Source organism: Streptomyces luteosporeus (genome assembly GCF_039532865.1).
Lineage (GTDB): Bacteria > Actinomycetota > Actinomycetes > Streptomycetales > Streptomycetaceae > Streptomyces > Streptomyces luteosporeus.
Genome location: NZ_BAAASL010000001.1, coordinates 1 through 25,047, shown reverse-complemented (window position 1 = coordinate 25,047; position 25,047 = coordinate 1). Strand labels below are relative to the sequence as shown.

General features: G+C 71.1%; 24 protein-coding genes. 11 read left to right on the top strand and 13 right to left on the bottom strand.

Going from position 1 to position 25,047, the window contains the following annotated elements:
- Positions 1-44 precede the first annotated feature (44 nt).
- The gene (locus ABD361_RS00120; protein WP_344432473.1) at positions 45-1,043 is read right to left on the bottom strand and encodes an inorganic phosphate transporter; all 999 of its coding nucleotides are present in this window, start codon (positions 1,041-1,043) and stop codon (positions 45-47) included.
- Between the two features lie 6 nt (positions 1,044-1,049).
- Positions 1,050-1,670: a DUF47 domain-containing protein gene (locus ABD361_RS00115; RefSeq protein WP_344432471.1), complete on the bottom strand. Its 621-nt coding sequence runs from the start codon at positions 1,668-1,670 to the stop codon at positions 1,050-1,052.
- Positions 1,671-1,935: 265 nt separating this feature from the next.
- Here ABD361_RS00115 and ABD361_RS00110 point away from each other — a divergent pair, with 265 nt between their 5' ends.
- Positions 1,936-2,310: a metal-sensitive transcriptional regulator gene (locus ABD361_RS00110; protein WP_344432470.1), complete on the top strand. Its 375-nt coding sequence runs from the start codon at positions 1,936-1,938 to the stop codon at positions 2,308-2,310.
- A gap of 60 nt (positions 2,311-2,370) precedes the next feature.
- Here the strand turns inward: ABD361_RS00110 and ABD361_RS00105 are convergent, their stop codons facing one another.
- On the bottom strand, positions 2,371-2,565 hold the full coding sequence (locus ABD361_RS00105) for a hypothetical protein (RefSeq protein ID WP_344432469.1): 195 nt from the start codon (positions 2,563-2,565) through the stop codon (positions 2,371-2,373).
- Between the two features lie 113 nt (positions 2,566-2,678).
- Positions 2,679-3,614: an SCO4651 family lipoprotein gene (locus ABD361_RS00100; protein ID WP_344432468.1), complete on the bottom strand. Its 936-nt coding sequence runs from the start codon at positions 3,612-3,614 to the stop codon at positions 2,679-2,681.
- A gap of 88 nt (positions 3,615-3,702) precedes the next feature.
- Here ABD361_RS00100 and ABD361_RS00095 point away from each other — a divergent pair, with 88 nt between their 5' ends.
- A complete protein-coding gene (locus ABD361_RS00095; protein WP_344432467.1) occupies positions 3,703-3,870 on the top strand; it encodes a hypothetical protein in 168 nt (55 codons plus the stop codon).
- 6 nt (positions 3,871-3,876) lie between these two features.
- Here ABD361_RS00095 and ABD361_RS00090 read toward each other — a convergent pair whose 3' ends face one another.
- The 5 genes from ABD361_RS00090 to ABD361_RS00070 all read right to left on the bottom strand — a co-directional run bounded on the left by ABD361_RS00090 (position 3,877) and on the right by ABD361_RS00070 (position 10,146).
- The gene (locus ABD361_RS00090; RefSeq protein WP_344432466.1) at positions 3,877-4,620 is read right to left on the bottom strand and encodes a phosphatase PAP2 family protein; all 744 of its coding nucleotides are present in this window, start codon (positions 4,618-4,620) and stop codon (positions 3,877-3,879) included.
- Positions 4,621-4,826: 206 nt separating this feature from the next.
- Positions 4,827-5,846: a C40 family peptidase gene (locus ABD361_RS00085; RefSeq protein ID WP_344432465.1), complete on the bottom strand. Its 1,020-nt coding sequence runs from the start codon at positions 5,844-5,846 to the stop codon at positions 4,827-4,829.
- Between the two features lie 69 nt (positions 5,847-5,915).
- Positions 5,916-7,604, bottom strand: coding sequence for a serine/threonine-protein kinase (locus ABD361_RS00080; RefSeq protein WP_344432464.1), 1,689 nt, complete (start codon positions 7,602-7,604; stop codon positions 5,916-5,918).
- A gap of 37 nt (positions 7,605-7,641) precedes the next feature.
- Complete coding sequence (locus ABD361_RS00075; RefSeq protein WP_344432463.1) at positions 7,642-8,424, bottom strand: alpha/beta fold hydrolase; 783 nt, start codon at positions 8,422-8,424, stop codon at positions 7,642-7,644.
- Positions 8,425-8,460: 36 nt separating this feature from the next.
- Positions 8,461-10,146 carry a coiled-coil domain-containing protein gene (locus ABD361_RS00070; RefSeq protein WP_344432462.1) on the bottom strand — a complete coding sequence of 562 codons (1,686 nt, stop codon included), beginning with the start codon at positions 10,144-10,146 and terminating at the stop codon, positions 8,461-8,463.
- Positions 10,147-10,620: 474 nt separating this feature from the next.
- Here ABD361_RS00070 and ABD361_RS00065 point away from each other — a divergent pair, with 474 nt between their 5' ends.
- Together ABD361_RS00065 and ABD361_RS00060 are read left to right on the top strand one after the other, a co-directional pair.
- On the top strand, positions 10,621-11,538 hold the full coding sequence (locus tag ABD361_RS00065) for an endonuclease domain-containing protein (RefSeq protein WP_344432461.1): 918 nt from the start codon (positions 10,621-10,623) through the stop codon (positions 11,536-11,538).
- Positions 11,493-11,744 (top strand): DUF397 domain-containing protein, encoded by a 252-nt coding sequence (locus ABD361_RS00060; RefSeq protein ID WP_344432460.1) that lies wholly within the window; start codon positions 11,493-11,495, stop codon positions 11,742-11,744. Before ABD361_RS00065 ends, ABD361_RS00060 begins: the two co-directional genes overlap by 46 nt.
- 54 nt (positions 11,745-11,798) lie before the next feature.
- Here the strand turns inward: ABD361_RS00060 and ABD361_RS00055 are convergent, their stop codons facing one another.
- On the bottom strand, positions 11,799-12,884 hold the full coding sequence (locus tag ABD361_RS00055; RefSeq protein ID WP_344432459.1) for a serine/threonine-protein kinase: 1,086 nt from the start codon (positions 12,882-12,884) through the stop codon (positions 11,799-11,801).
- Between the two features lie 343 nt (positions 12,885-13,227).
- Here ABD361_RS00055 and ABD361_RS00050 point away from each other — a divergent pair, with 343 nt between their 5' ends.
- From ABD361_RS00050 to ABD361_RS00025, 6 genes are all read left to right on the top strand, one after another.
- On the top strand, positions 13,228-13,536 hold the full coding sequence (locus ABD361_RS00050; RefSeq protein WP_099199098.1) for a hypothetical protein: 309 nt from the start codon (positions 13,228-13,230) through the stop codon (positions 13,534-13,536).
- 234 nt (positions 13,537-13,770) lie between these two features.
- A complete protein-coding gene (locus ABD361_RS00045) occupies positions 13,771-14,613 on the top strand; it encodes a DUF8175 domain-containg protein (protein WP_344432458.1) in 843 nt (280 codons plus the stop codon).
- Entirely contained in the window at positions 14,603-16,027 is a 1,425-nt protein-coding gene (locus tag ABD361_RS00040; protein ID WP_344432457.1) for a hypothetical protein, read from the top strand. The genes ABD361_RS00045 and ABD361_RS00040 overlap by 11 nt, the downstream gene beginning before the upstream one ends.
- A gap of 2 nt (positions 16,028-16,029) precedes the next feature.
- Positions 16,030-17,583 carry an SCO6880 family protein gene (locus tag ABD361_RS00035; protein WP_344432857.1) on the top strand — a complete coding sequence of 518 codons (1,554 nt, stop codon included), beginning with the start codon at positions 16,030-16,032 and terminating at the stop codon, positions 17,581-17,583.
- A gap of 10 nt (positions 17,584-17,593) precedes the next feature.
- Positions 17,594-19,012, top strand: coding sequence for an ATP-binding protein (locus ABD361_RS00030; protein ID WP_344432456.1), 1,419 nt, complete (start codon positions 17,594-17,596; stop codon positions 19,010-19,012).
- Position 19,013: 1 nt separating this feature from the next.
- A complete protein-coding gene (locus tag ABD361_RS00025) occupies positions 19,014-20,519 on the top strand; it encodes a type VI secretion protein (RefSeq protein ID WP_344432455.1) in 1,506 nt (501 codons plus the stop codon).
- Here ABD361_RS00025 and ABD361_RS00020 read toward each other — a convergent pair.
- From ABD361_RS00020 to ABD361_RS00010, 3 genes are all read right to left on the bottom strand, one after another.
- A complete protein-coding gene (locus ABD361_RS00020) occupies positions 20,516-21,772 on the bottom strand; it encodes a serine hydrolase domain-containing protein (RefSeq protein WP_344432454.1) in 1,257 nt (418 codons plus the stop codon). The genes ABD361_RS00025 and ABD361_RS00020 overlap by 4 nt on opposite strands.
- Positions 21,773-21,925: 153 nt before the next feature.
- The gene (locus ABD361_RS00015; protein ID WP_344432453.1) at positions 21,926-22,612 is read right to left on the bottom strand and encodes a response regulator; all 687 of its coding nucleotides are present in this window, start codon (positions 22,610-22,612) and stop codon (positions 21,926-21,928) included.
- On the bottom strand, positions 22,609-23,796 hold the full coding sequence (locus ABD361_RS00010; RefSeq protein WP_344432452.1) for a sensor histidine kinase: 1,188 nt from the start codon (positions 23,794-23,796) through the stop codon (positions 22,609-22,611). The genes ABD361_RS00015 and ABD361_RS00010 overlap by 4 nt, the downstream gene beginning before the upstream one ends.
- 198 nt (positions 23,797-23,994) lie before the next feature.
- Between ABD361_RS00010 and ABD361_RS00005 the strand changes: the two genes are divergently transcribed.
- The gene (locus tag ABD361_RS00005) at positions 23,995-24,993 is read left to right on the top strand and encodes a hydroxyacid dehydrogenase (protein ID WP_344432451.1); all 999 of its coding nucleotides are present in this window, start codon (positions 23,995-23,997) and stop codon (positions 24,991-24,993) included.
- Positions 24,994-25,047 lie beyond the last annotated feature (54 nt).

Sequence of the window (25,047 nt, the reverse complement as noted above, 5' to 3'; positions counted from 1 at the left end):
GGGGGCCGGGCCCGTTGTCGTCACCCGAGCGGGCGGCTGTCCGCTCAGCCGAAGGCCAGGCGCACCAGCCAGTAGCACAGCGCGGCCACACCGGCCGCCGCCGGCATGGTGATGAACCAGCCGAGGATGATGTTCTTCGCGACGCCCCAGCGCACGGCGTTGACGCGCTTGGTCGCGCCCACGCCCATGATCGCCGAGGTGATCACGTGCGTCGTGGAGATCGGCGCCTTGAACAGGAACGCCGTGGTGAACATGACCGACGCGCCGGTCGTCTCCGCCGCGAAGCCCTGCGGCGGGTCCAGCTCGATGATCTTCCGGCCGAGGGTGCGCATGATGCGCCAGCCACCGGCGTAGGTGCCCAGCGACAGCATGAGGGCACAGGCGATCTTCACCCAGATCGGGATGGCGTCGCCCTTGTTCTGCACGTCGCCGATGACCAGGGCCATCACCACGATGCCCATGGTCTTCTGGGCGTCCTGCAGACCGTGACCGAGCGCCATGCCGGCGGCGGAGACCGTCTGGGCGATCCGGAAGCCGCGCTTCGCCTTGTGCGGATTGGCCTTCCGGAAGAGCCAGAGGATCACGACCATCACCAGATAGCCGAGGACCAGGCCCACCAGGGGCGAGAGGAACATCGGGATGACGATCTTCTCGATCACGCCCGACCAGATGACGGCCGTGCCGCCCGCCAGCGCCGCGCCCACCATGCCGCCGAACAGGGCGTGCGAGGAGGACGAGGGCAGGCCGAAGTACCAGGTGATCAGGTTCCAGGCGATCGCGCCGACCAGCGCGGCGAAGAGGATGCCCATCCCCTTGTCGCCCGTCGGCGTCTCGATCAGCCCTTCACTGACGGTCTTGGCGACGCCGCTGCCGAGGAAGGCACCGGCGAGGTTCATCACCGCCGCCATCGCCAGGGCCGCGCGCGGGGTCAGCGCCCGCGTGGAGACCGAGGTCGCGATGGCGTTCGCGGAGTCGTGGAAGCCATTCGTGTACGTGAATCCGAGCGCGACCCCGATGGTCACGACGAGTGCGAACGTGTCCACCGGGGGTCAGGACTCCTTGACCGCGATGGTCTCGACCGTGTTCGCCACGTGCTCGAACGCGTCGGCGGCCTCCTCCAGCACATCGACGATCTGCTTCAGCTTGAGCACCTCGATGGCGTCGTACTTGCCGTTGAAGAGGTGGGCGAGCAGCTTGCGGTGAATCTGGTCGGCCTGGTTCTCGAGGCGGTTGACCTCGATCCAGTACTCGGTCAGGTTCGTCATCGTCCGCAGGTTCGGCATCGCCTCGGCGGTCAGCTCCGCCGCCCGGGCGAGGACCTCGATCTGCTGCTCGACGCCCTTGGGCAGTTCCTCGATCTGGTAGAGGACGACCAGGTCGACGGCCTCCTCCATGAAGTCCATGATGTCGTCGAGCGAGCCGGCGAGGGCGTAGATGTCCTCACGGTCGAACGGCGTGATGAAGGAGGAGTTCAGCTGGTGGAAGATCGCGTGCGTCGCGTCGTCCCCCGCGTGCTCCGCTGCCCGCATCCGCTCGGCGATCTCGGCCCGGGCGGAGCTGTCCGCTCCGAGCAGTTCCATCAGGAGCTTGGAGCCCGTGACGATGTTGTCCGCAGAGGCGGCGAACATGTCGTAGAAGCTCGTCTCCCTGGGGGTCAGACGAAAACGCACGTGGGATCCTCGGGGTGCAGCGGATTCGGTCTCGTTGATGCTAGGCGCATCATCCAGCCACAGCTAACTGGCATTCCCTCAGTGTCGCCCATCGGGCAGAGTGCTCGGCAAAGCGGTGCGGGCTCCGGAGGGCTTTTTTCGGTACGATATACCCGGCCGGGGTATGCCGTACGGGTACGGCCGAAGGGTCCGCGGCAGGTCCGACCGGGCCCGGAAAGCCGCTGATGACCAGCACGGACGCACCGGCAGGACGACGGAGGACGCCATGACGACCACGGACCCCGCAGTGACCAGCGCCACTGGGGCCGCCTCCTGCCACGGCGAGGACCTCCCGCAGGCCGGCACGGCCGTGCCCGGGCCGCACGGTTACAGCAAGCAGAAGGACCAGCACCTCAAGCGACTGCGCAGGATCGAGGGCCAGATCCGCGGCCTGCAGCGCATGGTCGAAGAGGACGTCTACTGCATCGACATACTCACCCAGGTGTCGGCGGGCACGAAGGCACTGCAGTCCTTCGCCCTGCAGCTCCTGGAGGAGCACCTGCGTCACTGCGTCGCCCAGGCCGCCCGCCAGGGCGGGGCGGAGGCCGATGCCAAGATCGCCGAGGCCACCGCCGCCATCGCCCGTCTGCTGCGGACCTGAGCGCGAGGCGCGCGCCGGGCACCCCGGGCGGACATCACCGGCCGGGCCTCACTCGACGCCTCACTCGGCGCCGTCCGCATCGGGCGCCGACTCCCGCGCGCGCTGCGGCACCACCCTCAGCACCTCGTCGATGCGATCGGTGCTGAGGCGCTCCTCCGCCGCGCTGGACGCGGCGATCATCAAATCCCCGTAGAGATCGATCTCGACGAGGGCCACGGGATCCGGCCCACCGGACGAACCGCGCCGCGGAACCACGTGATTCACCTCCTCGCGACGGCCTTCAGGTCACTGCTCCAGCGTAGTGATCGGTACAGACTCCGCGCATGGCACAGAAGGACCATTTCCATGGCCAACTACGCCCGCGCGCGCTATTTCTGCGGCGAAGCGACGGTGCCCGCATAGATTTCCCCGGCCGCGGGAAGGTCGATGTCCGGCCGGAGACCGAAGGCGAACAGCTCCACCGAGGACACCACCGTCATGGGCGCCCCGCCACCGGCCGGCCCCGCCGCCGAGCGCTCGCCGAACCGGTAGCGCAGCAGCCGCGGCCGCCCCCGGTCGTCCAGATAGGCGTCGAACGCCACCGTCCCCGTGGAGAACCCTTTCGCCGCGGCAGTCAGCGCCGCCCGGTCCCGCGCCGGCGCGGACCGCGCCGCCCGGGAGAGGTCCACCGTGCCCCAGTAGTGCGCCACGCGCGCCCCGTGGAACCGCTCCTGCCCCGCGTACGCCACCTCGCGCGCCCCTCCCAGCAGCTCCGCCGCCGCCAGGGGGTCGGTCGCCCCGCTCGTCAGCAGATCGCCGTCGGCCAGGGAGCCCGTCTCCAGGCGCACCCACTTGCCGTCCGGGACCCCGGCACCGCGGTTCTTCATGTACAGCGCGCCCGGCGTGAAGACCTCCGTGATCGACCGGTGCCCGGCCGACCCGGCCGCACCCTCGGGCAGCACCACCGCCAGCCGGCCCACCGGCCGGATGAAGTCGTAGACACCCCGGCCCCTGATCGTCAGCCGCGTGCCGCCGCTGACCGTCTCCATGGACGTCCGCACCTTCGCCCCGCCCGCACCGGCCAGCGTCCACGGGACGTGCCGCACCACCGCCAGCGCACGGGCGGGGTCGACCACCGCGGGACCGGCCAGCTGTGCCTGGCGCACCTCGCCCGCCGCACCGCCCCGGACGGCCCTGCCGTCCTGCCCGTCGGCCTCGGACTCCTGCTCCCCGCAGCCGGACACGGCCAGCATGCCGAGGACGAGACCGCCCGCCACCGTGGTGGCGAGGGTCGCGCCTCTGCGTCTGTGCCACTGCACCGCCATGGCCGTAAGCCCCCTGCCGCACGCTGGTGGAACCCGCTCTCTCAACGACGCGTCCCGGCCCGCCGTCACGGCCCGGTAGCGTGGTGGCGTGTCAGATCCCGTTGCCGCTCAGTCCTGCGCACACCAGACGACGACCAGTGAGCGCGGCTCCTTCTGTACGGCCCGCTGCTCGTGCGGCTGGTACGGCCCGGCCCGCAGGGCCCGCTCGCTGGCCCGCGAGGACGCCGAGAAGCACCTGGCCTCGTCGGCCGGGTGAAAGCCCTCAGGCCGCCAGGTCCCGGTCGTGCCGCAGCGCCTGCCGCCCGGACAGCGCCGCGTCCGCCGGGCCCGCCGGCGCGGGCGCCACGGGCCCCGACGGCTCCGGCGCGTCGGGCGACCGTACGAGCCAGGCGGCGCGCGTCCCCGAGATCTTCCGCGTCAGCGGGGTGAGCAGCATCATGGCCAGCGGGGCGAGCAGCAGGGCGACGGCGGTGCCCAGGGCGAAGCCGCCGATGACATCGGTGGGGTAGTGCACGCCCAGGTAGACACGGCTGAAGCCTTCGAGCAGGGCGAGGCCGATGCCGATGGCCCCGTACTTGCGGTTGGCCACGAACAGGCCCACGCCCAGCGCCATGGTGAGCGTGGCGTGGTCGCTGACGAAGGAGAAGTCCGTCTTGCCCTGGACGAGGACGTCCAGGCCCTGGTGCTCGAGGAAGGGTCTGGGTCTGCGCACGAAACCGCGGATGGGGATGTTGATCAGCAGCGCGATGCCGGCCGCCAGCGGGGACCACAGCAGGGCTGCCGTCCCGCAGGGCGCGTCCTCCTTCCGGCGGACGTTCCACCAGGCGAACAGCATCAGCACGGCGAAGCCGAGGACGATGCCGTATTCGCCGACGAACTCCATGACCCGGTCCACCCAGTGCGGGGCGCCCTTCGCCATGCCGTTGACGTCGTAGAGCAGGCCGATGTCGGGATTGGTCTCTCCCCCGGCCACCGGCATGGAGTCTCCCGTCGCGAGTCCAGCCATCGCCCCGGCCCCTATCTGTCGCCTGTCACTACGCCCAGCTGCCGACCCCCGTGGTCCGTGCGCCGCAGCTCGCGGCGCTGCTTACCCACTTCCATGGAACGCCCGACTCCGTCGGACCGTTCCAGTCTCCACCCAATGATCACCTGGCTGTTATCGAAGGGTGACCCATCACCCCAGCTCAGGCCCGGGCTTCACACGCCGTCACCTCACGTGGGCCGCCTCGACCCGGTGCCCACGGGCAACGCCTTGGCACCGTCCGCCGTGACCCGCGTCGCCCCGATGTAGTCCGGCTGCGCATCGATCTTCTCGAACCGGATCACGGCCCCCGTGCGCGGCGCGTGGATCATGTACCCGCCTCCCACGTACAGCCCCACGTGATGGATGCTGCGCGGGTCCTTCAGGTCGTGCGCGAAGAAGACGAGGTCACCCGGCAGCAGCTCGTCCCGCTTCGGGTGGGGCCCGGCGTTCCACTGGTCGTTCGCAACCCGCGGCAGCTCGATGCCGACGGAGGCGTACGCTGCCTTCGTCAACCCCGAACAGTCGAACCGCCCCCCGTCCTCCTTCGTCCCGTCCCCACCCCACAGGTACGGCGTGCCGAGCTTCTCCTGCGCGTAATAGATAGCCCCGGCCGCCTGCTGCGAGGGCGCAACCCTGCCGACGGGGCGCGCGAAGCTCTTCTCCAGGCTGCGGATGGACTTCACGTACCCCTGGGTCTCGCTGATCGAGGGCACACCGCCGGCCTTGATGACGCGGTACGGGCCGGCGTTGTAGGCCGCGAGCATGTTGTCCGTGATGTCACCGGCCACGCCCTTCACGTCCTTCGCCAGCTCGCAGTCGTACGAGGCGGCCGACGGGATCGCATCGGCCGGATCCCACACGTCGCGCTTGCCGTCGTGATTGGCGTCGAGGCCCTGGGTGGCCCAGGTCTCCGGGATGAACTGCGCTATGCCCATGGCCGCGGCGGGGCTCCTGGCCGTCGGGTCCCAGTTGCTCTCCGTGTACAGCTGCGCGGCGAGCACCGCCGGATTCAGCGCCGGGCACAGATTGCCCCACTGCGTCACCAGCGCCTGGTACTGGTCGGGGACGGCACCCTTCGCCAGCCCGACCGTACCTCTCCCCCCGCCGAGGATGTTCCCGGCGGTCACGTACACCCCGATCACGAGCAGCCCGATGAAGCTCAGGCACATCGCGATGCCCAGACCCACGCCCACCCAGAGCTTCCGCACGCGTCAACCTTCCCCCAAGGCAGGCGACTTACGCCGCCGTTTCCGCAATCCCGTGCGAGTCTGCCCGCATCACTGCTTCCCGATGAAGCCCCGGCAGTCGATACTTGCGTACTCCTTCGGCGACTTGACGTGGTGAAAGAGCACGGTCCAGTTCCCCGGGTCGTTGCCCACCGGAATGGCGGGGGCGTACGGCTTGCCGTTGACGAACACCCGGAAGTCGTCCGGGTAGGTCATCTCCACCCACGGCGCGCCGAAACCCTTGCTGTCCTGCTTCAGGAGGGCCACGGGCTTGCTGGAGTAACCCAGCCCCAGGTTGTCCTGGGACAGCCCCTCGAACGGTCTGCCCGTCCGGGAATCGATCTCGTGCGGGGGCTTCACGGACACCGAGACGTAGTACGGCCTGGGCAGGGCGGGGTCGGCGTACTTGAAGCGCACGGAGATCTTCACCTTCCCCGACATCTCCCGGGCCGAAGGGTCCTCGGCGCTGACGATCGACGCCTGCAGCTGCGCCTGCCCGGGGCGCTCCTCGGCCGGCAGACCGCACTGCCCCGCCCCCGGGGATCCCTCCTTGGGTGCCCAGTAGTCGCGGTTGGGGTTCGTCGCCTCGATGTATCCGGGCTCGGCACCGTCGGTACCGTCGGCATCGCCGGAAGGTGATGCGGCGCCGGGCTTGGCCGCACCGGAAGTCGCGGGAGCCGGGGTCGCCGCAGCACCGATGGCAGCAGGTTTCCCCTCGCCGCTGTCACCTTTCGTATCCCCTGCCTTCTGGATCAGCAGGCCGGCAACGACGCCTGCGGCCACGGACGCCGCCCCCACCGCGAGCCACAGCTTCGTCCGGGGTTGCCGGGCTTGCGGCATTGCCGGCCCGGGCACGACCGTCGGCACGTACCCCACCCCTGCGACCGCCCCGGGGCCAGCACCCACCAGAACACGGTAAAAGGGGTCCTCGACCAGGGCCGACGTCACCGCGCAGCGCTCGATGACCTGAGCCGGCGTGGGCCGCTGCGCCGGATCCCCCGCCACACAGTCCCGGATCAGCCCGGCCAGCCGCGGTTCGACGCCCTGAACGTCGATCTCGCCGTGCACGACGCGGTAGGCCACCGACTCCAGCGAGCCCTCCCCGTAGGGCGGCCGTCCCGTCGCCACGGCCGCCATCGTCGCCCCGAGCGCGAAGACGTCGGAGGCCGTGGCGACCGCGTTGCGCGTGATGACCTCGGGCGCCGTGTACCCGGGCGTACCCGGCGCCGTACCGGTGCGGGTGAGCGCGGTCTGCTCGGCGGCGCGGGCGATCCCGAAGTCGATGAGCTTGGGCCCGACGGCCGACAGGATGACGTTGTGCGGCTTGAGGTCGCGGTGCAGCACCCCGTACTCGTGCACACCGGCCAGGGCCTCGGCAAGGGCGGCGAACAACCGGAAGCAGGTGTCCCCAGGCAGCGCACCGTGCTGCCGCACGGCATCGGCCAGGGTGGGCCCGGGCACGTACTCGGTGGCGAGCCAGTACGGCGCCGCGGCCAGCGAGGCGTCGATGATGTTGGCGGTGTACGCACTGCGCACGGCCCGCACCGTCTCGACCTCGCGCCGGAAGCGCGCCAGGGCCTCCGGCGACTCGGCGAAGTCCTCCCGGATCACCTTGAGAGCCACCTGCCGCCCCCCGGGCGACCGCCCCAGATACACCTGCCCCATCCCGCCGGCCCCGAGACGGGCGAGAACGGCGTACGCGCCAATGCTGGTGGGGTCCTGGGGCCTTAGTGCTTCCACAGGACGAGACTGTGCCACATCTTCGCCATGTCCCTGATCAGCTGTCAGTCCGTTGTCCGCCCAGCGCCTCGGCCGTCGCGTGGGCGAAGGCCTCGGGGTTGTCCAGCATGATGTTGTGGCCGCAGTCCGGCACCGGCACCACGCGGACTCCGGCCTTCTCCAGCGCGTCCGCGCCGGGGAGGGGGCCGTCGGCGGCCGGCAAGAGGTAGGTGCGCGGGATCGGCAGCGTGAGCAGCAGGTGCCGCATCGTCGGGGCCGTTCCGCGGGTGAGGTTGACCGCGCTTCGGTACAGCGCTGTGCGGCCGGCGAGGCGCATGGTGGACCACCAGTGGGCGCCGGCCCGGTCGCGTATCTCCTCCCAGCCGCCCGCCAGGAACTCCTGTTCCGTGTAGGCCGCGATGCCGCGGCTGCCCGCCGTGCCGGGTGCCGGGGGCAGCGGGTCCAGGTTGGCGTCGACCAGGACGAGCCGGGAGACCAGGTGCGGGTGCCGGGCGGCGAGGACGACGGCCACCGAGCCGCCCATGCTGTGGGCGATCAGCTCGGCACCTGTGACGTCCGCGGCGCTCAGCGCCGCGGCCAGGGCGTCCGCGTGCGCCTCCAGCGTGTAGCAGAAGTCCTCGGGGCGATCGCTGATGCCGTGGCCGAGCAGGTCGACCAGCAACGACCTGTGCCCTGCCAGCAGCGGGTGCACGGCGGCCTCGGCGAAGTAGGCCGGCGACGTCGATCCCAGGCCGTGGACGTAGACGCGCGCCGGTTCCCGTCCCGGCAGCTCGACCCAGCGGATGCGGTCCCCTTCAGGCGTCACCACAGCACTGCGCACGACCAGTTCCCCCGTTCTCCTGTCGCCCGTCGGGCGTCAGTTCGTATGTTTGTTCTTCAGATGATGTCCGATGTATCCGACGATGACGCGCCCCGTGCAGCCCTTGGTGTCGTCGTGGAAGTAGATACGCGGTGACGTGCTGCCCTTGGAGTGGAGTTTGAGGTGGGCCTGCATTTCGAGGCGGCCGGTGGGGGCCACGTCGTGGGGGACGGGGAAGATGCGTTCGTCTCCCCAGGCGTTCATCGTCGCGCCCGTTTCCGCCATGGCCACCTGTTTGCGCGGCCACACGTCTCCGGGTTGCTCCGACGTGCAGTACTCGTAGAAGCCGCCGTTGAAGCCGTCGTGGGCGCTGCGGGTGTAGGCGTCGAGGGCGCGCAGCGCGTTCCAGGCCTTGGCGGCCCAGACACGGGCGCGGGCGGCCTCGTCGAGTTCGAGGGCCTTGCCCTTGTCGGCGGAGACGGTCAGGCCCTCGAACGCGTCGAGGCGCTCCCACAGGTCCTCGAAGGACGCCGGGACGCCGAGGGGTTGCTCGATCAGGACGGCTTCGCGGTGCCGGCCCGCGGCGTACAGGCGGTGTCGTAGTACGCGCACCTCGGCGCGGGCGCGTTCCAGGTCGTCCAGGGCCCGGACCGCCTCCTCCAGGTCGCCGTCCGCACGGGCCACGGCGGCCTGGAGCTGCTCTTCCAGGGAGGCCTTGGTGCGGGCGGAGAGATCCGCCTCGCGAGTGGCTTCCTTCAGGTCCTGGTCGGCCTTCTTCAGTGATGCCGTGAGCCTGGCGATCTGGGCGGCCATGGCTCCGAGCTCCTCGGTGCGGCGGGGTTCGGCGAGCGCGGCCTGCCGCTCCTCCCGGTGGAGCTGACCGAGGTCGGGGAAGGACAGGCCGCGCAGCGCGTCGGGCAGCGGGGCCTCGGTGGACAGGCGCTGTACCGTACCGGCGATCCCGTACCAGGCCCGGTCGCTCTGATCGCTCAGCCTGGCCATCGTCAGGAACCGGTGGCGGGGCGCGTCCTGCGGCCAGGCGGGGTCGACCTCGGTCAGGAAGGTGCGGACCGCGCCCGGGGCGACCCTGTGGTCGTCACCGATCGCCTTGCGGAAGGCGTCGACGGCGTCGAGGTCCTCCAGCAGGTACAGCGCGGCCGCGCCGGCGCACTGCGGCAGCACCTGCCGCATCCGGTCGCTCCAGACGGCGTCGGGGCGCACGGGTCTGGCGGCCACCACCACCGGCAGCCGCCGTGGTTCGCACAGGACGTCGACCAGGGCGTCCACCTGGTCGGCGTGAACGGGCCGGGCGTCCAGGGTCAGCGGCGACAGGCCGTCGACGGGTGCCAGGTCGCGCACGAGCTCGCGGACGAGGCGGGGCCGGCCGGGTGAGAGGGGCTGGTCGCCGTTGGGGAAGGCCTCCAGCGCCACGGAGACGACGGCGCACTCGCCCGCGCACAGCGCGGCGGTGATCGTCGTGCGCCACGTGGCCTCCGGCTTGTCCTCGCGCAGTTGCAGGCGCAGCGCGTGCTCGGCCCCGTCGGCCTGGTAGATGCTCTGGCTGGCCAGGACGCAGTTGTCGGCGAGATCGTGCTGCCCGGTGGCCAGCGGTGCGCTGCCGTACTTCTCGATCAGCCACGCGGCGCTGATCCGGCGGACGTCCTGCAGGACCGTGGCGGACTGTGGAACGGTCAGCACGGTGCGGTGGGCCAAGGGATGGCTGGAGTGGGTGTTCGTGCTCATGGCGACTCGTCTCGGCGCGGGCCAGCAGGCGAACGGGCAGGCGACCGCCACCGCACGCCGCGCGGCGCGCACACGGTGCGGCAGCCGGGGACCCGGAGCCTACGCCCAACCCGGGCCATTTCTCAGCCAATCGGATCACCTGACCGCCGCGGGGTTACGGGTATGCACGCGTCACCCGCTCTGACGTGCGACGACGCGGTACGGGACGGGGCCGCGGGGCCGGCCAACGGGGCGGTGGCCCGGGAGTTATCCACAGGGGTCGCGCAATGCTGTGGCTTCCGCTGTGCTGGGGCCATGAAACGGGGGGATCAGCCGGGGCTGCACGCGGTGGCCGCGGCACAAGGCGGAGTGTTGCTGACGTCCCAGGCCGTCGGGTGCGGGCTCAGGCCGACCGGGGTCGCGGGGGCGTTGCGAAGAGCGGGGTGGACACGGCTGCTCTGCGGGGCTTGGGCGCAGCCGGGGCTGGAGAGCAGCATGCGCCTGCGGCTGCTGGCGGTGCAATTGCGGCACCCGGGCTGGGTGGGCAGCCACCGGACGGCCGCGGCGGCGCACGGCATCCCGGTGCTGCCGACTCCGGCCGTCGGAGCGAAGGCAGTGGACCGAGCGGAGGGGGAGGAAGCGGTGCAAGGAGTCGTCGAGCTGATCGATCCGTGTCGCAAGGGACAGGCGCGCACACCCGGCGTCGTGGTGCACGGGTTGCGGCTGGCGGAGCACGAAGTGACGGTGGTCGACGGCGTACGGGTCACCACGGCCCTGCGCACGGTGTGCGACCTGCTCATGGCACTGCCCACCCACGCGGCGGTCGTGGCGGCCGACCATGTGCTCGCCCGTGGGCTGACCACCAGGCAGCAGATCGCCGAGTTCCTGGGCCCGGAGGGCACCGGTGCCGGGCGGCGCAACTGCCGCGCAGCACGCATGGCGCTGGCGCTGACCGATCCCGCGGCGGGATCACCGGCCGAGAGCATGGCGCGACTGCACCTGCACGGCGCGGGGCTGTATCCGGAATCGCAGGCGCCGGTGCCGACGGACAACGGCCGGCTGCTTCGCGTCGACTTCCTCTTCCGCAAGGAAGGGCTGGCGTTGGAGGTGGAGGGCCACACCTGGCACGGCAGCCGCGCCGCCCACCAGAACGACATCCTGCGCTTCAACGAGCTCACCGCCTGCCGCGGCGTCCGACGGGTGCTGCGCTTCAGCAGCGCCGACGTCTTCTTCCGGCCCCGCCTGATGCTCCGCACCGTCGAGGCGGCCCTGGCGGCGCTGCGCGAAGAGGACGCGCCCAGGAGCGGCTCCTCTATCGTGAGCGCCGACGTTCATCGGACCATCCCATCCCACAAGGGGGCGATACCGTGCCCGAGCTCAACTGGATCCCGGCCACCGACGACGAGACGATGACCGAATACCTGGAGATCGCCTTCGGGGGCGACGGCAACGTCTACATCCGCGAGAACATCAACCCGGAGAAGGTGGTGGTCACCACGGAGGCGAAGTGGGACGCCTTCGTCCTGGGCGTACGTGCCGGCGAGTTCGACCACTTCGTCGAAGGGCTGGACGCCGGAGGTCCGCCGAAGGACCCGGAGGGAACGGTGGGGACGGCCTGAGGTCCGGCCGGCCCCTGGGAGGCCGACCGGATCAACGCCGCCAACCGCCGATCGCTAGAACAACGCCGCACCGATCAGTGCCGCCACCACGAACACGACCACCCCGGCGACGGCACCGAGCAGCACCCCCGGCCGCCGCGGCGCCGCCACGGGGCGGCGCGCTGACGGCAGGGCGTACGTGGTCGTCGTCTCGCGCCGCATGGCAGGCGGTACGGACGGCATGCCCGGCACCCCCATGGCAGGTGCGGGAACGGTGGCGGCCGCGGGCGGCGCCGACGGCGGCATTGCCGGTACCGGTGGCGTCGCGGGCGCGAACGTCCGGGGGCGGTCGCGCCAGGCGGGACCGGCGAAGAAGTCCGCGACCTCCTGCGCCGTCGGCCGGTCCTCCGGTGCCTTGGCCAGCATCCGCAGCAGGTACGCCTCGAACGCCTGCGGTATTTCGGGGCGGTGGTTGCGCGGCGGCTCGGGCGGGCTGTCGACATGCATGTACAGCAACGTTGTCGGGTTGTCGTCCCAGAAGGGCGGCCCGCCCATCAGGAGGTGGTACAGCACGCACCCGAGCGCGTAGACGTCCGACTCCGGTCCGGCCGTGCGCCCCAGAGCACGCTCGGGGGCCAGATAGGTACTCGTCCCGACGATCTGACCGGCACGGGTCAGCCCCGCGGAGGTCTCGTCGACGAAGCGGGCGATGCCGAAGTCACCGATCTTCAGGGTGCCGGCCGAGGCGTCGACCATCAGGTTGCCCGGCTTGACGTCCCGGTGGACCACTCCCTGCCGGTGCGCGGCCGCCAGCCCGGACGCCGCCTGGGCGGCCAGGCCGGCGACGCGCTCCGGGGAGAGCGTCCTGCGCACGGAGAGCTCCCCGGCGAGGCTCGGGCCCTGGACGAGCTCCATGACCAGGTAGAAGCGGCCGTCCCACTCTCCGAAGTCGTACACGGCCACGACATGGGGGTGGTTCAGGCGGGCCGCCGTCTGGGCCTCCATACGGAACCGCTGCGCCGCGGACTCGTCACCCTCGTCCGTCAGCAGCAGCTTGACCGCGACCTGACGGTCCAGCACCTCGTCCTGACCGCGCCAGACTTCGCCCATCCCGCCGCGACCGAGCGGCTCCCCCAACCGGTACCGACCGGCAATCAGCACCCGTACCACCTTTGAAATTGATCGACAGACCGAGCAGGAAAGAGTACCCATCGCACGCACAGGCGTTTGAACGTCGCAGCTCCCACTCGGTGACGATCAACATTGCCCGGCGTCGACCCTCGTGATACACACGGTCACCAAAGGACCCGCCGCGGACACGGGCCCGCCGCAGACCGGGCCGGATGACCCGATCACCTCGACGGCACCGGTGGGTCGCGTGTTCCCCGGCAAAAATTTGTCGCCGAATCGACATGCGATCGGCGGCATGTCAGCGAAGATAGGCAGCGACCTCTGCCGGACGGGCAGAGCGAGGCAACTACCCGCATGGGGCGGTGAATCAGAGATGTTTTTGGCGGCCGGCAAGGGCGACATCAACACCATTATCGGCGGAATCGCCCCCAACTGGGGACCGTTCGGTCAACTCGGCCGGGAGGCACGGGTCATGATCGAGGTCATCATGGCCGTGGCGATCCTGCTGTGCCTCGCCATCGCGATCTGGGGTGCGGCCAAGCAACGCATCGGCGCGACGGCACTGCGCGACACGTTCAGCGCGGAGCAGGGCAAGGGCCTGATCGTCGCCGGGCTCACCGGTGTGTTCATCATCGGCTCGCTCGGCACGCTCTTCACCATCGTCTACGGAATGGCGGTCTGAGCCCCCTTCCGCGCCCCCTCCGACCCCCGCTTGCTTCCGTTTCCCCCACCCGACCCGACGAGCACCACCGCGCGTCCTCCCCGCACAGACCGCTCGTCCCCTCGTCCCCCCGCACCGAGGCAGCCACCTGATGCCCCCTCACTCCCCGGCGCCCGCCCCCGGGATTCCGTTCACACCGCTACCGTCATATACGGGCGGCAAGCCGGCCACTACGCATGAGGGAGCAGGCGAGCGATGAGTCTCGGCGACGACGGGTACGGCGACGACCGGCACATGACCCGCACGCGGCTGCCGGACGGCGAGGTGGACCCCTACGCCCCCGCACGCCGCGGGGGCATCCGCGGCGGCCGTGGCGGCCGCCCCGCCGGGCGCAGCCTCGTGACCGTCGTCGGCGTGATCGTGCTCCTCATCGCGGCCATCGCGTTCGCCAACAGAGGCGGGGGCGATTCGGACGGCAGCGACGGCGCGAGCCACAAGGGAGCCAGCAGCGAACCGACCCACCCGACCGGCGTGAAGCCGGTGGAAGGCGGGGCGGGGGGCATCGCGTCCGGCTTCGCGCACTCGGAGCAGGGTGCGCAGTCGGCGGCGGCGAATTTCGCGGTGGCGCTCGTTTCGGCGGACATCCTCAAGCCCGCGAGACGGCACGAGATCGTCCCCCAGATCTTCGTCACCGACAAGGTCGGCGAGCTGCAGAACAAGCTCGACAACGCCTACTCGAAGGACTTCCTCGCCAAGCTCGGACTGAACGAGAACGGTGACGCCGCCAAAGGACTGACCTACGTGTCGCGCACCGCCCCCATCGGCACGAAGACCACCCAGTACAGCGACAGCGCTGCCACCGTCGAGGTCTGGTGCACCGGCGTCTTCGGCACTGCCGGCACCAGCTCCACCAACCCGGTGGCGAACGACTGGTTCACCATGACCATCACGCTCCGCTGGGTGGACAACGACTGGAAGGCCGAGGGGTTCTCCCAGAAGGACGGTCCCGCGCCGGTCAACAGTGACCGCCGAGCGTCCACTGCTGACGAGATCGCGAAGGCGGTCGAGCAATACGGAGGCTTCACTTATGCCCGCTGAGCTGCGCCGCCGTACATTCACGCTGACTGCCGCGCTGGTAGGCGTACAAACGAGCCTCTTCGTTCTGGCAGGGCGCGTCTTTGCCGCGCCCGGACCGACCGCGACGCCGGGCGTCCCGGGTACGCCGACCCCGACGGGGTCGCCCACGCCGACAGGTACGCCCACGCCGACAGGTACGCCAACGGTGACACCGTCGCCCAGCGCCTCGGCCAAGGACAACTGCGACCTGATCGTCGGCCCCGCCAAGGACTACTGCCAAGGCAAAGGCAGCAACAGCTCCGGTACCAGTACCTCCCCCAACGACCCCCAGACCGCCCTCGACCCGCTCGCTTCGCTCGCGAAGGGGTGTGGGGACGCCGCGGCGTGGATCGTGCAGAAGTTGTCGGCCGCGGTGCGGGCCACCGGGAACGTGGACTTCACCAATCCCGCCTTCCTGCGCCAGTACGCCGTCGTCTTCGCCGCCTCGACCATCCTCACGCTCGTGCTGTGGCTGCTGGCCGTGGCGAAGCGGGCCGTGCGCGGGGTGCCGTTCACGGAGGCGGTGACCGAGGCGGTGGGGTTCCTGTGGCTGACCGTGCTGGCGTCGGCGTTCACGCCCCTGATCCTGTACACGGTGGTGAACGCCACGGATGCGGTCACGGACGTCATCGCCACCGGTTCGTCGACGAACAACGACCAGTTCTTCGGCGGGTTCTCCGAGGCGCTGAAGAAGGGCGACGGCATCGGCGGCGGGCCGATCATGCTGATCGTCGTCTCGCTGGTCTCCGTGCTGGCCGCCGGTGTGCTGTGGCTGGAGCTGGTGATCCGGGCGGCGCTGCTGTACGTGGGGGCGCTGCTGGGCACCGCGGTGTACGCCGGGCTGGTGGACAAGAACATGTGGCGGCACGTGCGCCGGTGGGCCGGGATCATGATCGCGGTGATCCTGGTCAAGCCGATCATCATGATCGTGCTCGGTCTGGCCGGGGCGCTGTCGGCCGGCAAGGGGCCGAACTCGTTCTCCGCCGTCGTGTCGGGCCTGGCCATCATCATTCTTGCCATCTTCGCCAGTGCGATGATCTATCGATTCGTTCCCGGCTTCGGCGACGAGATCGTCAGCAGCCGCAACGCCAGCAACGACGCCGCTTCCCGGCAGGCCGCCGCAGTGATCTCCTCGCCCGCCGCCCTGGTCAAGCAGGGCATCACCACTCACAGCGCCCGGGGCAACGGCGCCGCGCCGTCGAACGGCGCGGCGGCCCGGCCCGCGGGCGCCATGGGCGGGGCCGTGGCGGCGCACGGTGCGCGCCCCGCCGGTGGCAACGGCAGCGCCGCCCCCGCGCCACCGGCCCCGGCGCCCGCGCCGGCGGCGTCCCCCGCACCCGCGCCGCGTGCGCAGAACAACGGCAAGAGCAATACATCCGGAGGTGAGCGGAGTTGACGGTGCCGGCCCAGTCCCAGCCGATCGCAGCCCGCCGTACGTACCTGATCGGCCGTGCCCGCCCCAATGCCGTCATCGGCAAGAACCGGGAGAGCGGGGAGATCGGTCTGATCATCCTGGGCGCGTTCCTGGGCATGATGTGCGGACTGCTGGTGCCGATCCTCCCCCTGCGGATCATCACCCTCAGCGGACTGCCGGCGCTCTCCCTCGCCGCGGTCTACGTGCCGTACAAGGGCCGCACCTTCTACAAGTGGTTCGAGATCAACCGCTCGTACAAGCGGACGCTGCGCAAGGAGGCGACGTACCGTTCCGTCGCGATGGAGGCCGGTACGCGTCTGGACGGGCAGGAGGTAGAGGTCGGGCCGCCGCCGGGCATCGGGCGGATCTCCTGGCTGTCGGCGCCCTTCGGCCCGGACGAGATCGCGGTGCTGCTGCACGCCGACCGCCGCACCGTCACCGCGGCCATCGAGATCGAGGGCCCGGGCGTGGGCCTGCGCGACTCGGAGGACCAGGAGGCCCTGGTCGAGCGCTTCGGGACGCTGCTGAAGCACGTGGCCAACGGCGACGGCTACGTCACCCGCCTCCAGATGCTGGCCCGTACGCTGCCGGCCGACCCCGACGCGCACGCCAAGGACGTCGAGCGGCGCGGTGACGAGCGCGCCCCGGAGTGGCTCAAGGACTCCTACGACCAGCTGCAGTCGATGGTCTCCACGTCGTCCGAGCAGCACCGGGCGTACCTGGTCGCCTGCATGCACTACTCCCGGGAGCTGGCCGCCGAGGCCCAGGCCATCTCCCGCGCCTCCCGGCACGACGGCGGCCGGCGGCGCCTGGACCGGGACGGCGGGCTCGCCGTGGTGATGGCCCGGGAGCTGACCGACATCTGCGCCCGCCTGGCCGAGGCCGACATCCGGGTGCGCCAGCCGCTGGGGCAGGCGCGGCTGGCGTCGCTCGTGCACTCCATGTACGACCCGGACCACCCCATCGACCACATCCAGGCGATGACGAAGCGCAACGCCTGGCCGGCCGAACTGGACGCGACCGAGGCCACGTTCCTGCAGGCGAAGACCCGTGAGTCGTCCACCCGGGCCCCCTGGTGTCACTCCACCGCGTGGGTCAAGGAATGGCCGATGACCCCCGTCGGGGTGAACTTCCTGGCCCCGCTCCTCGTGCACACCCCCGATGTGATCCGCACGGTCGCGGTCTGCATGGATCTCGAGCCCACCGACGTGGCCATCGAGCGCATGCTGACCGAGAAGACGAACGACGACGCCGACGCCTCGCGCGCCGCCAAGATGAACCGGGTCGTCGACCCGCGCGACGTCGCCCACCACTCGCGCGTCGACCAGCGCGGCGAGGACCTGGCCAGCGGCGCGGCCGGCGTCAACCTCGTCGGCTACATCACCGTCTCCTCGCGCTCACCGGAGGCGCTGGCGCGCGACAAGCGGACCATAAGAGCCTCGGCCGGCAAGAGCTACCTCAAGCTCGAATGGTGCGACCGCGAGCATCACCGGGCGTTCGTCAACACGCTGCCGTTCGCGACCGGCATCCGACGATAGGGGCAATGCCGTGCTCGACCTGCTCGCCAACGTCACCGACGCCTTCACCAGTTTCCTCTTCGGGAAGGTCGAAACCACCCGGCTGCCCGTGCGCACCTCCACCGGGCAGGCGCAGGCCGTCTACCTGCCGACGGCGGCCCCGGGCCTCGGCGACTCCGGCGTGATCATCGGCCGCGAGGTCTACTCCGGCAAGGGCTACATCTACGACCCGTTCCAGCTGTACGGCCAGCAGCTGCCGGCCCCGCACTGGCTGGTCCTGGGCGAGTCCGGCAACGGCAAGTCGGCGCTGGAGAAGACGTACGTCCTGCGGCAGCTGCGCTTCCGCGACCGCCAGGTCGTCGTCCTCGACGCCCAGGGCGAGGACGGCGTCGGCGAGTGGCACCTCATCGCGCAGCAGCTGGGTATAACCCCCATCCGGCTGGACCCCATGGCCGCCCTCGACGGCGGCATCCGCCTGAACCCGCTCGACCCGGCCATCACCACCACCGGCCAGCTCGCCCTGCTGCGCACGATCATCGAGGTCGCCACCGGGCGGGGCCTGGACGAGCGGGCGGGCTTCGCCCTCAAGGTCGCCCACGCCCACGTCAACGAGACGATCCTCGACCGGCAGCCCGTCCTCACCGACATCGTCGAGCAACTGCGCCACCCGGAGGCGGAGTCCGCGGAGTCGATGAACGTCGACATAGACGACGTACGGGCCTGGGGCCTGGACGTGGCCCTGGTGCTGGACCGGCTCGTCGACGGCGACCTGCGCGGCATGTTCGACGGGCCGACCACCGTGGGCATCGACCTCGACGCCCCGCTCATCGTCTTCGACCTGTCGCACATCGACCGCAACTCCATCGCCATGCCCATCCTCATGGCGATCGTGGGCGTGTGGCTGGAGCACACCTGGATCCGGCCCGACCGCAAGAAGCGCATCTTCCTGGTGGAAGAGGCCTGGCACATCATCAACTCGCCGTTCGTCGCACAGCTCTTCCAGCGGCTGCTGAAGTTCGGCCGGCGGCTCGGCCTGTCGTTCGTCGCGGTCGTCCACCATCTGTCGGACGTCGTCGACGGGGCGGCCGCCAAGGAGGCCGCGGCGATCCTCAAGATGGCCTCCACCCGCACCATCTACGCCCAGAAGGCGGACGAGGCGAGGGCCACCGGCCGCGTGCTCGGTCTGCCCCGCTGGGCCGTGGAGATCATCCCCACGCTCACCCCGGGCATCGCCGTCTGGGACGTCAACGGCAACGTCCAGGTGGTCAAGCACATCATCACCGACGCCGAGCGCCCGCTGGTCTACACGGACCGCGCCATGACCGAGGAGGGCCGCGTCCACGACGCCGCCGCCGAGGAGGCGGCAGCGGCCGCGGCCGCCGCCCGCGCCGTCGGCTCCCCGTTCCTCGGCGACGGCACGTACGGATCCTCCGAGCCCACGGTGGCCTGACATGGGGTCCGTACCGGGCCGGGAGCCGGGTGGGGAGCGCGGCATCCCGGATGGCCTGCTGGTCAGCGTCATCGCCTTCCTGCTGGGCCTGACGGTGCTGGTGTGGACGGCGACGGGCCTGGCCGCGCTGTTCAGCCACGGCACCTGGCCCGACGGCGTCACGATCGCCCGGACGCCGCAGGCCATGCGCCACCTGATGGCGCAGCCGCGCGACCTGCCCGCCGCCTGGCCGACCACCCCCGCCGACACCCTTTCGGGCTACGGGCTGTTCTGGGGGATCCTCGTCAGCGAGCTGCTGGTGGCCGTCGTCCTGACCACCTTCGCACTCGGCACCATCGCCCGCTGGCGCGGCGTACGGGCCCGCCGCGACCGCGAGCGCAAGGCGGAAGCGCTCCCGCAGCAGGCCGATGCGCCGGCGACGGCAACAGCGGCTCCGGCGGCCGAGGTAGGCGCGGACGTCGCCGCCCAGGCCCCCGTACCGGCTGTGCTCCCCGGACCGCCTGTGATCCCCGTGCCGGCCCCCGTACCGGCCCCCGTACCGGCCCCGGCGCCGGCACCGGAGCCGGAGCCGAACGTGCCGGAGGGCGCCCGGCGGTTGCTCTACACCACCGAGCGCCGCGCCCCCGCCGCCCGCGCCGTGCTCGAAGCGGCCGGGCCCGTGCTCGTGGTCACCAGCGACCCCCTGCTGTGGGCCGAGACCAAGGCGAGCCGCGCCAAACTCGGCCCGGTCCTGGCCTTCGACCCCGTACATCGCCTCGACACGCCCGACCGCCTGCGCTGGGACCCGACCACCGGGTGCGAGTCCCGGGAGACCGCCACGGCCCGCGCAGCCGCCCTCCTGGCCCCCGTACGCCCGCTCAGTCCGCTCGACTCGGCGACGGCCGACACCGCCGAGACGCTGCTGCGTTGCTGGCTGCAGGCCGCCGCCGTGGGGGGCCGGCCGTTCCGGCAGGTCCACCGCTGGACGCAGGGCGCCGCCGCCCACGAGCCCGTCCGCATCCTGCGCACGAGCCCCAAGGCGGTGGGCGGGACGGCCGGCGAGCTCGAATCGGCACTCACCGGACACCCCCAGCGGCGCGACATGGCCCTGGAGTTGGCGGCCCGTGCGCTGAGCGCCCTCGGTTCCGTCCACATCCGCGACGCATGCAATCCGAATCGAGCAAATACGCTCGCGCTGGAATCATTTGTCGCCGAAGGGGGAACGCTGTACGTGGTGGGTGAGGCGATTGAGGATCCCCGCACCGACCCGGGTGCGATGCCCCTGCTCACCGCACTCGCCCAGAGCGTGGTCGAGCACGGCCGCCGCATGGCCGAACGGTCATCCTCCGGCCGGCTCGACCCACCACTCACCGTCGTCCTCGACGACGTGGCGGCCGTCGCCCCGCTGCCGGCGCTCCCCGAGCTGCTGGAGCAGGGCGAGGCCCAGGGCCTGCCCACCCTCGCGCTGATGCGCTCCGAGGAGCAGGCCCGCGCCCGCTGGCCGCGCAGCCCGCTCCCGGCCGGCTAGCTACCGGTACGCGCGGCGGAAGCGGCCTGCGTGCCCTGCGCGGCCTGCGCGGCCTTGCCGAAGGCACCGATGATGCGGCCCACGACGGCGTTCATCTCCTTGCCCTTGGCGTCCGTCCCGTTGACCGCGTAGACGAGTGTGCTGGAGAGGTTCTTGGTGGCGGCGAAACCGTTGACGTAGCCGTAGCGGTCGCCGGTCTTGCCCCACACCTCGGTCTTCTTCTTGCCGTCGTCGTACACGTAGCGGCTCAGCCCGCTCGAGTACGTTGCCTTGCCGCCTCCGTACGCGGGCACGTCCGGCACCGTGAACATCAGCGCCAGCTCGCGCTCCGGCACGATCCGGCCGCGGAACAGCGCGGTCGTGAAGCGCTCCAGGTCGGCGGTGGTGGTGACGAGATCGCCGGAGGCCCAGGTGATGGACTGGTTCCAGTCGGTGACGTCGATCAGCTGCGTGGAGCCGTCGGCGGCCTTCACCGCCTGGTAGCCGTGGGTGTGACGGCCGTGGATGCGCGGGTCGTTGCCGGGGCTGTAGGTGTCCTTCAGCCCGGTGGGCCTCAGGACGCGGTCGCGCAGTTCACTCTCGTACGAGTGGCCGGTGACCTTCTCGATGAGCAGCCCCAGGACGTTGTAGCCAATGTTTGAGTAGTGCTGCTGCGTTCCCGGTGCGAACTCCATCGGCTGGGTGAACCCGCGCTTCACCAGCTGTACGTGGTCCCAGGTGGTGAAGCGTCGCTCGTACTGCGAGGCGAAGTCGCCGGGGTCGTTCGCGCTCGGCAGGCCGCTCGTGTAGTTGAGCAGCTGCTTCACCTTCACGTCCGGGTAGTTCGCGGGAAGAAGCTCCGGCAAGTACTGCTGCACGGTTCCGTCCAGGTCCAGCTTGCCCTCGTGGACCAGCTGCAGCGCAAGGGCGGCGGTGAACACCTTGGTGATGCTCCCGGCCCTGAAGCGCTCGTCCCCCTTGGGCGCTCGGTGCGTACGGATGTCGGATTCCCCGGACGTGCCCTGCCAGCTCCCCTGGGCACCGCCCAGCCGCACCTGGGCGGCAGTGGCGTCGGCGGAGGGCAGGCCTGCTATCGCCTGCCGGAGGGCGTCCGCCCCGGGCGGCAGCTGGGCGGCCGACGCCCCCGGCCGGGCGGTGTGTGCGGTGGCGGTGGGTACGGCGACGGCCGTCGTGGCACCGAGCACCGCGGCGACGGCGGTCGCGGTGAGAGCGGTGGCGATCGCGACGGCGGTGCGCCGGCGGCGGTACGGCATGGGTGGTCTCCCCCTGGTCCTCGTCCTTCGACCGCAGACCTGCGGTCCTGGTGCCCTCCATCCTTGTGAGCGAAGGCGTTCGGCGGATCGCCGGAGCGAGGGGTTCTGGAGACCGACGGGCATCCCTCGCGCGAGGGATGCCGGGAGCGCTCCTCAGCCGCCCGGGGCGATGAGACCCGTCTCGTAGGCGCAGATGACCGCCTGGATGCGGTCGCGCAGCCCCAGCTTGGCCAGCACGTTCGACACGTGCGTCTTCACCGTGTGCTCGCTGACCACCAGCTCGGCCGCGATCTCGGCGTTCGACAGGCCCCGACCGAGCAGGACGAGGATCTCGCGCTCGCGGGCGGTCAGGACGTCCAGCACGTCCATCACGTCCGGCGCCGCACCGCCGCCCGTCGCCGCCCGTACGCCGGCCGGCCTACGGGAGGCGAAGTCGGCCACCAGCCGGCGGGCCACCGACGGAGCGAGCAGGGAGTCACCGGCGACGACCACGCGGACCGCGTGGACGAGGTCGTCACGGCGCACGTCCTTCAGCAGGAAGCCGCTGGCGCCGGCGTGCAGCGCCTCGTAGACGTAGTCGTCCTGGTCGAAGGTGGTCAGCATGACGACCTTCGTGCCGGTCTCCGCGCACACCGTGCGGGCCGCCTCGATGCCGTCCATGCGGGGCATGCGGATGTCGAGCAGCACCACGTCCGGCGCGTGCCGGCGGACGGCCTCGACCGCCTCGACGCCGTCACCGGCCTCGGCCACCACCTCGATGTCCGGCTGGACTCCCAGGATCAGCGCAAAGCCGGCCCGCACCAACTCCTGGTCGTCGGCAACCACTACCCGGATCGTCACCCGTCCACCTCCGCGGCAGAGGAGAACACGAGCGGAAGTTCGACGGCAACGCGGTAGCCGGTGCCGGCCGGCCCGGGCCCGAAGGAGGCCGTACCGCCGTGGGCCGCCGCCCGCTCCCGGATGCCGATGAGCCCGCGGCCGCCGCCGCGTGTGCTGCCGTCCTGCGGTGCGTGACCGTCGTTCTCGACGGACACCACGAGCCGCTCGGGCTCCCACACGAGGCGGACGCGGGCCGAGCCGGCCGAGCGGGCATGGCGCAGGACGTTGGTCAGCGCCTCCTGGACGACGCGGTAGACGGTCACCTGGACGTCGGGCGGCAGCGGCCGCGGTTCGCCCTCAGGCACGAGCATCACGTCCAGCCCCGTACGCCGCACGTCGGCGACGAGGTCCTGCAGTCCGTCCAGCGTCGGCTGCGGGCTGCGCGCGGGGCCCGTCCCGCCGTCCGCGTCGCGGCCCTCTTTGAGCAGCCCGAGCATCCGGCGGAGCTGCACCATGGCGTCGCGCCCGGCGCCGGCTATCGCATCGAACGCCGCTTCCGCACGGTCCGGGTCCGACCGTACGACGAGCGGCCCGGCCTCGGCCTGAACGATCATCAGGCTGACGGCGTGGGAGAGCACGTCGTGCATCTCCCGGGCGATGCGGGCGCGTTCACGTTCGGCCGCCCGTTCCGCCTCGACCTGCCGCGACCGTTCGAGCTCGGCCGCCCGCGCCTCCACGGCCTCGAGGTACGCCTGCCGGGTGCGGGCGAGCACGCCGAGCACGTAGGCCATGGTGAAGACGAAGAACGCGAACAGGTACTCGCGCGCCGTATTCGTCCGCAGGGCCGAGGAAATCACCACGAGCGGCGGCCCAATGCAGATCGTCACCCGCCGCTGCCACACCCCGCCCAGGGCCGCCACCGTGAAAATGGCGACCAGCGGACTGTACGGCAGCGGCTGCCCGGGCCCGTCCAGGGGCAGATAGGCGAATCCGGCAGCGGTGACGAGCAGCAGCGCGGTCAACGGCACCCGGCTGCGCAGCAGCAACGGCAGCACGGTGAGCGTCGTCATGCCGTACGAGGCCCAGGTGGCCGGCGGTACGTCGGCCGAGCGCGGCACGACGAACGGAATGGTCACCGCAAGCTGCACGACGGCCGTGATGAGGGCGTCGACGGCCCAGGAATTACCCGACCGGGCGAGCGACATCGGCGCTTTGGGGAGCCGGGTGGTGAAACGGCGGAACAAGGGGTCCCGTGGCAGGGAGGGAGGCAGAGTCACGGAGTTTCCGGAGGGTGCGGAAGGAAGGGGGAAGGAGAACGGAAGAGATCAAGGACGATCGTTTCGACACGTCGAAACCGCAGGCAATGCGTTTTTCCGCTCTGCGGGGCGGGGAGCGAACTACACATGGACGAAAGCGGCACAACGGCCTTCCCCACGGCAGTGATTGTCATGGGGAAGGAGGAAGCCGGGGCCGTACTGGACGAGGAGTTGCGCACCCGGCTCGACGAAAGCGTCACGGTGGCCGACGGTTGGGACGCGCTGGGAGAGGCGGACGTTCTCATCACGGGCTGGGGGTGCCCGGCGCTGACGGAACGGACTCTGGCAAGGGCCCCACGGCTCCGGGCCATCGTGCACGCCGGAGGGTCGGTGAAATGGCTGGTGCCGGAACACGCCTGGGACCGCGGCATCGCCGTCTCCTCGGCGGCCGACGCGAATGCGGGACCGGTGGCCGACTATGCGTACGCCTGTGTCGTCCTGGCGTCGAAACAGGCACTCGTCACGGCAGCCACCTATGCCGCCCGCGGCGGCGACGGCGGCTGGCCGGGCTTCTCCGAACGCCAAGGAGCCGACGGCCGGACCATCGGCGTCATCGGCGCCTCGCGCATCGGACACCGCGTCCTGGCCAGGCTGGCAGCGGCCGACGCCGGCTACCGGGTGCTGCTCTACGACCCGTACGTCGGCGCCGACGAAGCGCACCGCATGGGGGCCGAGAAGACGGACCTGGAAACGCTGTGCGGCAGCAGCTCGGTCATCACCCTGCACGCCCCCCTCCTCCCGGCCACTCGCCACATGCTCGACGCCCGCCGGCTGGCCCTGGTCCCCGACGGGAGCACCATCATCAACACGGCGCGGGGTGCCCTTGTCGACACGGAGGCACTGACGGCGGAATGCCGGTCGGGACGGCTGAGCGCGGTACTGGACGTCACGGAACCCGAACCCCTGCAGCGAGGACACCCCCTGTTCTCGCTCCCCAATGTCCTCATCACACCCCACATCGCCGGCGCCCAGGGCAGTGAGGTGCAACGGCTGGGACTCTACGCGGTGCAGGAGGTCGAACGCTGGGTGCGGGGGCTGCCGCTGCTGGGACGGGTGGAAAGGCGCGACCTGAGGACGTCGGCGTAAACGCAGACGTAAACGCAGAGAAGCCCCGTTGGGAACCATGTTCCCAACGGGGCT